This is a genomic window from Fluviispira multicolorata, assembly GCF_009208585.1.
GTDB lineage: Bacteria > Bdellovibrionota_B > Oligoflexia > Silvanigrellales > Silvanigrellaceae > Silvanigrella > Silvanigrella multicolorata.
The window spans coordinates 13025-26656 of record NZ_WFLN01000008.1 but is presented as its reverse complement, the minus strand read 5'-3'; the positions used below and the strand labels follow the sequence as shown (position 1 = coordinate 26656).

Sequence of the window (13632 nt, the reverse complement as noted above, 5' to 3'; positions counted from 1 at the left end):
TTATTTAAAAACCAGTTTTTTCTTTTATTTTTTTCTTCACGAACCAAATTAAAATTAAACTTATAATAGCAATTCCAATAACAGTGAAGACACCCATTTGCCCTTTTTTAATATAGTGCTCAATATCAGCTATATTGCTTAGCTGTCTTTCTCCCCAAAATCCGAGATATATCCAAAGAGGAACACTTATAACTGCAGCAAATCCGTCTGTTAAAAGAAATTTAATATAAGAAACCTTTCTTGTGATTCCTGAAACAACAAAAATAGGAGATCTTAAACCTGGCATAAAACGTGCCGCAAAAATAAACCAAAATCCATACTTTTCAAACTTTGCTTGCACCCATTTGTATCTGTCAGCCGTTACTATTCTTGCAAAAAACTTCACTTTTAAAAGCTTTTCACCAAAAATATAACCTAAAAAAAACATTGTGCTGTCACCAATAAGCACTCCTGCCATGGATACAGCAAACATAACATGAACTTGATGGCAGGTTTCAAGGGCTTGCAAAAAGGAACCATCCGCTGTGCATGCAATTGAAGATATAACTCCGCCCGCCACTAAAGTAATATCCTCAGGAATTGGCAGTCCAAACCCACAAAGTAAAAGAACTCCAAAAACAGCAAAATAACCATAAGTTGTAAAAAATTCGATAAGGCTATCTAACAACACGGCGACTCCAAAACTGATTGAGAAAATAAACTCAGCGTATCTTCATTTAACTGATACTAACAAAGCACGCAAATATATACCCAGCCTTCAAAAGAGATTTCTGACTTTCTGTGTTGACACAATAAAATCGATGCTTATGTTCCTCGCAAGCAGGGAAAGGAATGCAACCTGTATTTTAGCCTAACGATAAGTAGCTAAAAATGCTAATTTCTTTTCTTAATTCTATTTCAACAAAAAGAGCTTAATTTTCATTTCCTTACCTTGGAGGTTTTTAGTATGAGTAAGATTATCGGTATTGACTTAGGGACAACCAACTCAGTTGTTGCAGTTATGGAAAATGGCCAACCCAAAGTAATTGCTAATCAAGAAGGCGAACGAACAACACCCTCTGTTGTTGCATACACGCGCGATGGCGAATTTATTGTTGGTCGCGCTGCACGTAACCAAGCCGTAACTAACCCACGTAATACTATTTACTCCGCAAAGCGTTTTATCGGCAGTCACTACGCAGAACGCACAGATGAAGCCAATAAAATGCCATACATTGTAAAAAAAGGACCTAGCGACAAAATCTTGTTTGAAATTGGTGGCAAAGACATGGCTCCACCAGAAATTTCTGCAAAAGTTCTTCAAAAATTAAAAGAAGCTGCAGAAAGTTATCTTGGCCAAACAGTGACAAAAGCAGTCATCACAGTTCCTGCTTATTTTAATGACTCACAGAGACAGGCAACTAAAGATGCTGGTAAAATTGCTGGCCTTGAAGTTCTTCGTATTATTAACGAACCAACAGCAGCTGCTCTTGCGTATGGTCTTGACAAAAAGACAAATCAAAAAATTGCTGTTTATGACTTTGGTGGCGGTACATTCGACGTATCTGTTCTTGAAGTTGGTGACAACGTTGTTGAAGTTCTTTCTACAAACGGTGACACACACCTCGGTGGTGACAACGTTGACGAACGCCTCATCGATTTTCTCGTTGCTGAATTTAAAAAACAAACATCCATGGACGTTTCTAAAGACCCAATGGCTATGCAACGCTTAAAAGAAGCCGCAGAAAAAGCAAAAATTGAGCTCTCAAGCCAAACTAAGGTTGACATCAATCTTCCTTACTTAACAGCTGACCAAACGGGTCCTAAACACCTTGCCGTTAGTCTTATGCGTTCACAATTTGAGCAAATGATCATGGATATTATCGACAAAACCATTGAACCTTGTCGTTCTGCACTTCGCGATGCAAACTTAAGCATCGACCAAATTGACGAAATCGTTATGGTCGGTGGCTCAACTCGTATTCCTTTAGTTGGCGAAAAAGTAAAAGCGTTCTTTAAAAAAGAGCCAAACCGCTCTGTAAACCCTGACGAAGTTGTTGCTGTAGGAGCAGCAGTTCAAGCAGGCGTTCTTGGCGGTGAAGTTAAAGACGTTCTCTTACTTGACGTAACTCCTCTTAGCTTAGGTATTGAAACTTTAGGCGGTGTATTTACAAAGCTTATTGAACGCAACAGCACAATTCCAAAGCGTGCAAGCCAAATTTTCTCTACTGCTGCAGACAACCAAACAAGTGTTGAAATCGGTGTTTTCCAAGGTGAACGTGAAATGGCGCGCGACAACCGCTCGCTTGGTCGCTTTAATCTATCTGAAATTCCTTCAGCACCACGTGGAGTTCCGCAAATTGAAGTTACATTTGATATTGATGCAAACGGTATCTTAAATGTATCTGCAAAAGATCTTGGCACAAGCAAAGAGCAAAAAATTACAGTAACAAATTCAGGCGGTCTTTCTGAAGCTGATATCAAACGTATGATGGAAGATGCAGAACGCCATGCAACAGAGGATAAAACACGTCGTGAAACAATTGATGTACGCAATAAGCTCGACAGCATTATTTTCCAAACAGAAAAGAATTTACGCGAAAATGGCGACAAGCTTCCAGCAGAAATGAAGTCATCTCTTGAATCCGAACTTACAAGCGCTCGCTCTGTTCTTGAAACAAAGAGTGAAGATAAAGCTGCACTTGAAGCTGCTATCGCTTCTCTTGAAGCAAAAGCACACAAGCTTGCTGAAGAAATGTACAAAAATACAGGAGCTCAACCAGGTGGAGCACAAACCGCAAGTGAGACTGGTGATACCAATAAACAAAGTAACTCTAAAAATAAAGATGGAGTTGTTGATGCTGAATTTGAATCTAACTCATAATTAGGTTCAAATCCTATAAAAACCTCCTCAATTAATTTTGAGGAGGTTTTTTTTGATAAAAAATTTAATTCTAGAAAATTTAAAAAAAATATTTATAATGCCTATAAATAATACTCAATCCAAAAGAAACACTTTTAATAATATTTACAAAAATTTTCATTTAAAAAGAAAATTACCACTTAACAGGCTTGGGATTGCGTTCATTAAATTGCATTTGATGCCAATAGGGATAGATTGGTTTTTGTTTGGATACTTTTTCTAGTCTCAAAATTTGATTTTGGTTTAGCTTCCAGCCCACTGCACCTAAATTATGTATTAATTGTTCTTCATTTCTAGCCCCTAAAACAACATTACAAACCGTTGGGCGTTGCAATAACCAATTGATGGCAACCTGAGGGACTGATTTTCCTGTTTCTTTCGCAATTTCATCAAGAACATCAACAATATTATATAAATATTCGTCTGATATTTCAGGGCCATTGATAGATCCTCCTTTTTGAATTCTTCCTTCAGGAAGTTCTTTACCGCGCAGTATTTTACCAGTTAAACGCCCCCAACCCAGTGGACTCCAAACCATTAGCCCTAATTTTTGATCGAGGTTAAGTGGCATGAGATCCCATTCGTATTCACGACCTATTAAAGAATAATAGCCTTGATAAACAACATAACGACCTAATCCATATTTTTCAGATGTGCCGAGGGATTTCATGACTTGCCAACCAGAAAAATTAGAGCAGCCAATATAGCGGATTTTTCCACTTTTTATGAGACAGTCTAGTGTACTTAAAGTTTCTTCAATAGGAGTGAGAGCATCGAAGGAGTGCATAAAATAAACATCGATGTAATCTGTACCAAGTCTTTTTAAACTATTTTCGCAGGCATTAATAAGATGATGTCTTGAAGAACCAACATCATTTGGATTTTGCCCCATAGCAAAGGTTGCTTTTGTTGAAATAAGAGTTTTGTCTCGTTTGCCTTTCAGAGCGGTGCCAAGAACTTTTTCGGCATCGCCATTTGAATAAACATCTGCAGTATCAAAAAAGTTAACTCCATATTCTAGGCAAATATCGATAAGTCGGGAAGCTTCTTTTGTATCGGTTTCACCCCATGTCTTAAAAAATTCTGAAGTTCCGCCAAAGGTAGCTGTGCCAAAGCTGAGCGCAGGTACAATTAATCCTGAATTGCCAAATTGTTTATATTCCATATATTCTCCAAATTAACAAATTGAATAGAAAAGAGATTAACAGATGAAATAAATTATTCAATTAGAATTAAGATTCGAAGTGTGGAACATTTTTAATGGACTGCGTATAATACTAAAAACTATTTAAATAATATTTTTATATTTTCAAATTTATCTAATTTTAAAATATCTATATTTATGTATTACAAGTATTTACACGCCAACAATTTGACGCTCTTCATTTCACTCATCTTTAAAAAATAGTATGAATTTTTAAACAATTTAATAAAAGGGGTAATTATGTTACGTAATATTATTATGCTTACGTTAGTTTCTGCTTCAACTCTTTCTGCAGGAGTGGCGGCAGCAATAGATACCATGTATTCAGGGCAAACCTTATATCAAGGTCAACAACTCGAATCGGCTAATCACTGTTTCCGTCTTGCTATGCAAAATGATGGAAATCTAGTGCTTTACAGAAATAGCAACAATCAAGCGACATGGGCTAGCCATACAATGAATTCTGGAGCAAATAGAGTTGTTATGCAAGGGGATGGAAACTTTGTAGTTTACAACAGCAATGGAAATGCAAAATGGGCAAGCGGCACAAATAATCACAGAGGAGCTTGGATTCTTATTCAAAATGATGGAAATCTTGTAATTTATTCAGCAAATTCATGGAATGCTATTTGGGCCTCGAATACAGTCACTCATTGTTAAATAAATTTAATAACGAAAAAGAATTTGTTCTCAGATGAGAAAATATTTGAGAACAAATACTTAAAAAAGAAACTTTAAATTATACCAATCACAAAAAATACAAAGCCACCTAAAGCAAAAAGCATACTTAAATACCAAAAACTATTTCGTTTAATAAGTATAGCAAATGCAGTCATACCAATTGCAATCTGAAATAATGTGACACTCCGTGCATATGACATATGCCGTTTTAAATGGTTTTCAGAAATAAACTCTTTTTCTTTTGCTTTCTCGGATGACACCGCAATATCATTTTTATACTGATCAATTTTATTAAAAGTTTTTGGATCAATAGTTTTTTGCATAATTTTTAATATCTCGTTCCGAGACTCTAATAAATTCATTTTTATGCTTTTAGCTTGGTAATAAGTCCATAGATCAGATGCTTTTATTTGCTCAATCATAGCTTCATTGGAGTGATAGCCAGCTAACAGCGATGTCGTGGCGGTGAAAATTGCGTAAAGAGCAGAAGTCATAGCAAACTTCATCACCATTTTATCTTTAGCATTGTAAAGTGCTTCGTGTTGTATATGCTCTTTTATAGTCTCACTTGGGTCATCAGGAAGATCATCCATTCTGGCAATCCTTAATCTTTTAGTTAATATTTCTAAAAGATAGGATTACTTGGAAATTGATAGAGGTCAATATCTCCCCACTTACGAAGAACTTCAATTGCCATTGCACTGACTTCATCTTCAGGACTTTTGACAAGCTGCAAAATCCGAGGCAAATACATTATCTGCGAAGATCCTTCTAAAACTCGAAGAGCATAAATTTGTTCTGTTACTCTTTCTGAATTTAAATATTTTTCAAGACGCTCTTGATTCCAATTTTTAGAATAATTTGAAACCAGATCTCCCAAAACATGACAAATTTGCGTACAATAATTTTCTTTAAGAATAACATTTTCCATTTTCTCAAGAAGTTTATCATTGTAATGAGAGGGAATAACAACTTTTAAAGGTTCAGTCATTGAATCATTTCTATTCCAAAGTAATTCGACAGAAATATCTTTACCGATAAATGCTCTTTCCTTTAAAAGTGATTTTGCCACTGTAATTTGTAAATTATAATAAGGGACAGAGAGACAAAGTTCATAAATTTTTACTCTAAGTAAGTTTCCTGATACAAGCAAAATCATGGATATAAAAACAGGAACGACTAAAGTTTTTATTTTTGATGCTCTCTTTTCAGATAATGAATAATAAGACAAGAAAAGGCTCAAAATAAAGACGACAAATTCATATAAAAAATAATTAGACATTAAATATGATAAAAAATAAGTAAAAATAATCCAAGCAAAAAATCCTGACAAACTTCTAGCTAAAATAGAACTTAAAACAAACAAAGATGATATTCTTACTGCATCTGAAATACTTATTAAAAAATCTAATTCTTTATTTTTCTTAAAAAAAGTAAGTAGAAAAATAATAATAATACTTATCGACAATGGAAGAATAACTCTAATAATAAATCGTTTATTAAACGATAAAGGAAGTGACTCTATAAAACTCCATGTGCGTTCTTTTCTAGGTGCAATATTCCATTCATAAAAGAATAACAATAAAAACATAAATGGTAAAAACGACCAAATGCCACCATAATATATACCAAAAGCAGTCCCAATCACACACAAAAGAAAAAATGACCAATATTGTTTAAAAAGAAACATGAATGTGGAAATCACAATTGCAAATCCTTTCTTTCATATATTCTAATTATTTCTTCAAAATTTGTTTTATGTTCTTCCTTAATATTATCGAGAGCACCTTGAAGGATAACTTTACCTTTTTTCAAAAGGATAATATCTGTTGCATAGCGCTCAATATCTTCAATCATATTAGTCGCTACAACAACTTGTGCACCCGTATCATAAGAATAGGAATCCAACTTTTTGAAAATAATTCTTCTCGAATCGGTATCAAGCTCATTTGTAACTTCATCTAATAAAATAACCATTGGTTTTCTTGGTAAACTAAGTAACAAACGAAAACGAACTTGCTCACCCCGAGAAAGTTTGTCAATTCTTTTATCAGGTGGAACTGATAAATCTTTTAAAAGTGCATTTTCAATTTCTACACTCCAATTTTTTGATACCGATTTTATAAGCTTAAGATGATCTTTTGTCGTCAATCCTTGATACAATTCTAAATTCCAAGAAATAAGATGAATTTTCTCTTTAAGTGATTCAAAATCTTTAAATATATCTTTACCTAAATAACTCACCAAACCGGTATTCGATTTTTCTAAACCAGACATTAGTCTTAATAAGGATGATTTCCCTGCTCCATTGTGTCCAACAAGTGCTGTGATACCTGGTGAATAAAACTTAAGAGCAGGAATATCCAATCTTAAATTGTGAGATTTTCCAAATAGTGTTAAATTATTTACTTCGATCATAATTATTGTGCACTCCAACATTCCTCTACTAGGACATGAAATCTTTCTTGATCAACACCTAATTCACGTGCATGAGAGACGATATTAATTAAACCAGGTTTAAGAAGCTCTTCTTTTTGGTTTTGATTCAAAGAATTAATACTTTCAGAAACAAAGGCGCCCACACCACGCCGTATGACAATAAACTTTTCAACTTCTAAAATTTTAAGTGCCTTTTGAATTGTAAGCGAATTGACTTCAATCATTTCAGAAATTTCTCGAACAGAAGGCAAAGGGGTTCCAGCTTGTATTGTGCCAGAGAGAATTTGATTTCTCATTTGCTCTACAATTTGGGCATAGAGAGGAATGGAAGAATGCGGATTTACTTGAAGCCTCATTTTTGAGCGCACTCCACTAAAGGTGATATACATCTCTATAGAAGTACATCTCTTATGACATAATTGCAAGCGCACCGATTGATAAATGGATATTTATATTAAAAACTATTCAAATCAAATTAAAACAAAAATTAATTATTCGCTTTTCAAGCCAATACATTGGAATAAAAGGATAATTACCCGAAATAAAACCAACATGCCCTCCCTGTTCAGTTAATTCTAATTGAGTTGTTTTTGACAACTCATTATCTTGAGGAATACATAATTCGCTCATAAAAGGATCATCTTTGGAATGAATAATAAGAGTTTTATGTGCTATTTGCGATAAATACTGCCTTGAACTAGATTTTTTATAATAATCTATTGCATTTAAAAAACCATGAATTCGTGCAGTAATCTTATCATCAAACTCCCAAAATGTTTTAACTAAAATAATTTCTTCTTTAGATAAATTAAAATCTTTATATCTATCATTTTTTAGCAAATTATTTTTTAAACTTTTTAAAAGCCACCATTGATAAAACTTTGAGAACCCCCGGTTCATTTTATTCGCTAAAATTTCAAGTTCAAAAGGCACAGAAATAGCAATGGCACCAGATATAAATATATTGTTACTATTTTCTGAAAGCCACTTTAAAAGTACATTTCCACCCAAAGAAAAACCTACAATAAAAATTGGAGATTTTATTTTCTCATTTTGTAATAAATAATTTATATAAAAATTTAAATCTTCGGTTTCACCTGCATGATAAGCTCTTTTAGATTTATTTTGTCTGCCAGAACAACCTCTGAAATTCATACAGACAGCTCGAAATCCATTTTTAAAAACTTCGTACATTGTACGCTTAATATATGAAGACTTAGAAGATCCTTCAAGACCATGCAAAAGTAAAATAAGAGGCTTATCGTCTGATTTATTTGCTGTCCAGTCAACTTCTATAAAATCTCCGTCAGCTAAAATAATTGTTTCACGTTTCAATACAATTTTTTTATTAAAGGGAAAAATCACTGGATATAATGTTTGTAAATGCTGATTTTTCAACCACCAAGCTGCCCTAAAAGATGCTTGTAAAGTGTGCTTATTTTTTATCAAGTATGTACGCCTTATATCAGAAAATATTGCCCCTAAAAATGACAAACCTATGACGCTATTGTTCTTACTCAAGTCAAATTAATATACCAATGTTAGAAAATAAATGCGAGGGGTCTAAATGATAGACGAAGTCAAAGAAATAAATACTGAATCAAATTATAAATCAACATATCAAGCTTTAACAATAAAAAAATTACCAAATTATATTCTCCTATCTCTCATGCAAATTTTTGAAGATTATAGAAGTAAAAGAAAAATAGGATGGTCACGTCCGTGGAATAAATATAATCTTTGTACATTCCAAAGTTATCGATGGGATATTCGTATTGATAATGATATATTTTCATTACTCAGAATTATTTTATTACAAAATATTCATTTTTTTGATGAAAACTCAGAATTTTTTATTAGAGATATTTTAAATGATCCACGAGCTCAAGGATTTTTATTTTTTCACGATCACAAAGAAAATATAAAAGATTACGAAGGTATGACCTTAAGTTTTGGGAGATTTTCTACTTTGAATAAAAGATTTCGAGATAGAATTGATATTATTTTAGAATCTCAAATAATAAATAGAACAAGCACTCAAAAACTAGATTCAATTAAAATATACGTTGATCCACACAATGGGGACACTAAGTTACCCCAAGTTCTAAAGTTAGATAAATCATTTCTTAAAACTCATATTCACTTAAAAAATTTATTTGAAATACTTATAAAAAAATACCATATCTGGGAACATACCGAAAGAGAATGGTATCATTGGTCACAAAAATTCGTGCCTTATTTTGGTGAGCGAAACTCAATTCCAATAAATACATTGTTTTTTAATCAAAGACAAAACCTATACTTATTGGATAACGAAGAACAATTAAAAACTACTTAACACCGAGCACTTGAGATCTCCAAAGCTGATCCTGAAAATAAAACTTTTCAGCTCTAGCATAGCCTCCACTTTCTTTCCATGATTTTAAAAAGATATTGAAACTATTCATTAGTTCTTTGCTTGACTTTTTTGCAGCAACTGAAAAACTGTCAGCAACTACTTTTGTCGGAATAATTAAAAATTTACTTTGTTTGTCTTTGTCCATTAGATTAACATAAGTGGTGTCTGAAACAAATGCTTTTGCTCTTCCTTGCGTAACTGCTAAGACGAGATCTGCATCTTGATCGAATCTTAAAATACGTGCATTTTTTAGGGTTTTTGATAAATAAATATCGCTTGTGTATCCTGTTTTAACGGCAATATTATTATTTTCTTTATCAATATCTTCTAGACTTTTATATTTATCTTGATTCTCTTCTGTATTTTTTAAAGCAATACTCAAACCACTCGTAAATGTTGAATCACTAAATGTTACAATTTTTTCTCTTTCAGAAGTAACTGTCATACCCGCTGCTATGAGATCACATTTACCAGAAATTAAAGCAGGAATAATACCATCAAAACTAATTTGAATCATTTTTAAATCTACATTTAAAGATTTAGAAAAATGATTCATCATTTCGACATCGAATCCAGTCCATTCGCCTTTTTGTGTTTTCATTTCGAAAGGAAGAAAACCTGCGTCCGAACAAACTTTAAGAACTTTTGCATCTTGAACTTTTTTTAAACTTTTATCTTGATTATTATGAACAGACTTTGAATCTGCCTGAATATTTGAATCTTGTGCTAATTTTAAATTTGTACCATCTACAGCTACAGCAAATAAACTCATTGAGGGGATAATTGTGAACACGGAAAAGGTACGCAAAAAGAACCGCCTAAAACCTAATTTCATTTCGTTTCCTCTTTAAATAAGCCATTGCCAAGTACATCAGTGTAGAATATAAATGATTTAAATATTCCCTCACTCAAACTTGATTGTTCATACATAAGCGTCTCAAACTGGTCAAGTAGAACATGCTAAGGAACTACATTCAATGAGTTTTATTCATCATCTTCACTATCTACATCTTCAGTACTTTCATCGCTCTTAACAGCATTTCCATTGACATTTATTTTTCTTGTAGAGTTAGTTTCTAAACCTACACGTTGAATGCCAAACCAAGAGTTTTGTGCTAATAAAATTTCCTTTTTACTTAGCAAATCCATTTTCTGAATTGTGCTCAAAATTTTATTATACCTCTGAACAAAAAATTGAGTCGGTTTTTTATTTACAATACTTTGATTCCATTTTCTAGGAGATGGAATAATAGCCACTAAAGAAATACATTGTGAAGGAGAAAGCTTTTTCGCCTCTATTTTGAAATATTTCTGAGCTGCATTTTCTAAACCATAGACCTTTGGGCCAAACTCAACTACATTAAAGTACCACTCCAATTGATTTTCTTTTAACATGATTCCATCTAAAATAAATGCTCCAATTAATTCTCTAGACTTTCTTAAATAATTTTTATTCCTTGAAAGGAAAGCATTTTTAACCAACTGTTGGGTTATTGTGCTTCCTCCTCTTTTTCTTTTTCCAACTTTCTGATTGAATAAAAAACTCGATTTTAAACTTTCAAAATCGACGCCATTGTGTTGATAAAAACGATTGTCTTCCGAAGCAATCAGAGCAGCTTTACAAGTATGAGGGATGTCCTTATATTCCGCCCAAGTATTAGAAAATAAACCCACGATAGGCCCTGTGACACGAATATAACGTGAGTTTCCATCTGCCTCATAAGGAAAATACATTAAGATTCCCGAATATAATAAAAATACCCAAGGAATAAACCATAATAAAAATACAACAAAACAAAATAATGGAAGTTGAATGAAACAAAATGTAAATGAGAAAACTTTCATTATAATTCCTTGCTAAGATTAACCTATTAAAGCAATATAAAGTCTCAGTCTTTTAAACCATTTGACGAGGTTATTTATGTCGCTTCCAAAAATAAAACCACTTGAATTTAAATATAAAACCAGTATTGAAAATACCAATGCTGATCTTTCAATTATTATAATAGATGAAAATGATATCGAAAAGGGAATTTTAAAATCTCAAGAATTGATCAAACTCGACACACAGTTTGGCGGTACAATTCAAAAACTTATTTCATTTGGTGATTTTGAAGGTAAGTGGTTACAGTCCAGTGTATCTATTACAGAAAATCAAAAAATAAGCAAAAGAATTGCTATAATAGGAGCAGGAAAAAAACAAGATATAAAACCTTCAAGAGCACGCCAAATTGGAATAAAATCAGCTGAAATCTCTCTTTCATTAAAAGCTCACCAGGTTATTTTCCTACCATACTCAACCTTAATTTCATCAAATGAGCTTATATCCCAATCTCACATTGGCTTTAATTTAGGCATCTATAAATATCCAAATTCTAACTCTACTCCACAGACATTATCTGAAAGAGAGCAGCCAATTAATGTAACATATATCTCAAATTTATCTGGATGCAATGATGAACTTATAAATGCAGAATTCATAAATAACTCTATAAATACTTGCAGACTCCTACAAGATGGTCCACCCAATATTGCTACCCCAAAATATGTTGCTGAAAATATTTCAGAACAAGCTAAAAAATTAAATTTAAATGTACAAATTTGGGGAGCACAAAAGTTAAAAGAAATGGGCTTTAATGCAATGATGGCTGTTGCAGGCGGCAGCGCTCAAGAACCGCAATTCATCATCGTTGAGTACAAACCTGAAAAGTTTAACAAGACTATAGCTTATGTCGGCAAAGGTTTAACAATGGATACAGGTGGATACTCTTTAAAATATCCTTCAACTTACCAAGAAGGCATGAAATATGACATGTCTGGTTCAGCAGTTGCACTCAGCTCTATTATTGCAATAGCTCAACAAAAACTACCTGTGCATGTCTATGCAATTGGAGCTCTCTGCGAAAATATGATCGATGCTCTTTCATACCGAGTGGGAGATATATTAACTGGATACTCTGGAAAAACCATTGAAATAATCAACACTGACGCTGAAGGAAGGCTTGTATTAAGTGATGCACTTCACTATGCAGCCAAAGATCTAAAGCCAGATTATATTATTGAATATTCAACTCTCACAGGAGCAATGATAACAGCATTTGGTCATGTAGGAGCGGGGGTTTTTGCATTTGATAAAGAACTCGAAAATATTGTTATCAAGTCTGCCGAAGAGACAGGCGAGAGAGCCTATCCTCTTCCTGTCTGGGAAGAAGTTGCTGACGACACCAAAGGCCGTATTTCAGATCTTTTAAACTTAGGTAAGACCCCAGGATGCGCTGGCAGTATGCTAGCTGCAGCTTTTTTAAGAGAATTTACCGAAGACATACCATTTGTACACATAGATATAGCGGGTGTGTCAAATAAAAATCAAGCTATTGGCTACCCTTCAAAAGGCTCATCTGGGTATGGTGTGCAACTTTCAGTTCAGATTGCAAAAAAAGTTTCTGAGTCAGCACGTTAATTTAAAAGGTTAATACTTTTTAAATTAGATTGTTGAAAAATAAATTAATTATTAAATTTTAAAGTATTTTACCATAAAAAAAGAGTGCAGATATAAAACCTGCACTCTTTTTTTGCACAAAGCGGTATTTTTAACGCTTGGAGAATTGGAAACGAGCACGAGCGGAACGTAAACCATACATTTTACGTTCTTTGATACGTGCATCACGAGTGATAAGACCAGAAGATTTAAGCACAGAACGGAATTCTGGATTTAAATTTAAAAGTGCATTTGTGATGCCATGACGAATTGCGCCAGCTTGGCCAGAAAGACCGCCGCCCACAACAGTTACACGAATATCAACTTTACCAAGAGTTTGAGTTAAATTTAAAGCTTGTTCAACAACCATGCGAGATGTTGGACGCTTAAAATAATCTTCAAGACTGCGGTGGTTAATAGTGATAGCACCTTTGCCATCTTTAACCAAATAAACGCGGGCTATAGAAGTTTTACGTTTGCCTACGCCAGAAATATATTTAACTGCCATTTTAGGGCTACCTCATTTAAAT

At 33.4% G+C, this 13632-nt stretch carries 14 protein-coding genes; 4 read left to right on the top strand and 10 right to left on the bottom strand.

Annotated features, from left to right (window positions below; all coding sequences use genetic code 11):
- Positions 1–4: 4 nt before the first annotated feature.
- Complete coding sequence (locus GCL57_RS10980) at positions 5–670, bottom strand: DedA family protein (protein WP_211363256.1); 666 nt, start codon at positions 668–670, stop codon at positions 5–7.
- Positions 671–946: 276 nt separating this feature from the next.
- On the opposite strand from GCL57_RS10980, the gene dnaK reads away from it, so the two are divergent.
- Positions 947–2863 (top strand): molecular chaperone DnaK, encoded by a 1917-nt coding sequence (gene dnaK / locus GCL57_RS10975; protein WP_152213397.1) that lies wholly within the window; start codon positions 947–949, stop codon positions 2861–2863.
- A gap of 172 nt (positions 2864–3035) precedes the next feature.
- Here the strand turns inward: dnaK and GCL57_RS10970 are convergent, their stop codons facing one another.
- On the bottom strand, positions 3036–4067 hold the full coding sequence (locus GCL57_RS10970) for an aldo/keto reductase (protein WP_152213396.1): 1032 nt from the start codon (positions 4065–4067) through the stop codon (positions 3036–3038).
- A 279-nt stretch (positions 4068–4346) separates the two neighbouring features.
- On the opposite strand from GCL57_RS10970, the gene GCL57_RS10965 reads away from it, so the two are divergent.
- Positions 4347–4766, top strand: a complete 420-nt coding sequence (locus tag GCL57_RS10965; protein ID WP_152213395.1) for a lectin — start codon at positions 4347–4349, stop codon at positions 4764–4766.
- Positions 4767–4840: 74 nt separating this feature from the next.
- Here the strand turns inward: GCL57_RS10965 and GCL57_RS10960 are convergent, their stop codons facing one another.
- From GCL57_RS10960 to GCL57_RS10940, 5 genes are all read right to left on the bottom strand, one after another.
- Positions 4841–5380, bottom strand: a complete 540-nt coding sequence (locus GCL57_RS10960) for a DUF4337 domain-containing protein (protein ID WP_152213394.1) — start codon at positions 5378–5380, stop codon at positions 4841–4843.
- Between the two features lie 32 nt (positions 5381–5412).
- A complete protein-coding gene (locus GCL57_RS10955) occupies positions 5413–6492 on the bottom strand; it encodes a hypothetical protein (protein ID WP_152213393.1) in 1080 nt (359 codons plus the stop codon).
- A complete protein-coding gene (locus GCL57_RS10950; RefSeq protein WP_161597718.1) occupies positions 6489–7205 on the bottom strand; it encodes an ATP-binding cassette domain-containing protein in 717 nt (238 codons plus the stop codon). Before GCL57_RS10950 ends, GCL57_RS10955 begins: the two co-directional genes overlap by 4 nt.
- Positions 7206–7207: 2 nt before the next feature.
- The gene (locus GCL57_RS10945) at positions 7208–7582 is read right to left on the bottom strand and encodes a GntR family transcriptional regulator (protein ID WP_161597717.1); all 375 of its coding nucleotides are present in this window, start codon (positions 7580–7582) and stop codon (positions 7208–7210) included.
- 109 nt (positions 7583–7691) lie between these two features.
- A complete protein-coding gene (locus GCL57_RS10940; RefSeq protein ID WP_161597716.1) occupies positions 7692–8675 on the bottom strand; it encodes a hydrolase in 984 nt (327 codons plus the stop codon).
- A gap of 118 nt (positions 8676–8793) precedes the next feature.
- Here GCL57_RS10940 and GCL57_RS10935 point away from each other — a divergent pair, with 118 nt between their 5' ends.
- Complete coding sequence (locus tag GCL57_RS10935) at positions 8794–9564, top strand: hypothetical protein (protein WP_152213389.1); 771 nt, start codon at positions 8794–8796, stop codon at positions 9562–9564.
- Here GCL57_RS10935 and GCL57_RS10930 read toward each other — a convergent pair.
- Together GCL57_RS10930 and GCL57_RS10925 are read right to left on the bottom strand one after the other, a co-directional pair.
- On the bottom strand, positions 9557–10459 hold the full coding sequence (locus GCL57_RS10930; protein WP_152213388.1) for a transporter substrate-binding domain-containing protein: 903 nt from the start codon (positions 10457–10459) through the stop codon (positions 9557–9559). The genes GCL57_RS10935 and GCL57_RS10930 overlap by 8 nt on opposite strands.
- Positions 10460–10608: 149 nt before the next feature.
- Entirely contained in the window at positions 10609–11469 is an 861-nt protein-coding gene (locus tag GCL57_RS10925; protein ID WP_152213387.1) for a biosynthetic peptidoglycan transglycosylase, read from the bottom strand.
- A 76-nt stretch (positions 11470–11545) separates the two neighbouring features.
- On the opposite strand from GCL57_RS10925, the gene GCL57_RS10920 reads away from it, so the two are divergent.
- Positions 11546–13084, top strand: coding sequence for a M17 family metallopeptidase (locus GCL57_RS10920; protein ID WP_152213386.1), 1539 nt, complete (start codon positions 11546–11548; stop codon positions 13082–13084).
- Between the two features lie 130 nt (positions 13085–13214).
- On the opposite strand, the gene rpsI is transcribed toward GCL57_RS10920, so the two are convergent.
- The gene (rpsI, locus tag GCL57_RS10915; protein WP_130606081.1) at positions 13215–13610 is read right to left on the bottom strand and encodes a 30S ribosomal protein S9; all 396 of its coding nucleotides are present in this window, start codon (positions 13608–13610) and stop codon (positions 13215–13217) included.
- Positions 13611–13632: the final 22 nt, after the last annotated feature.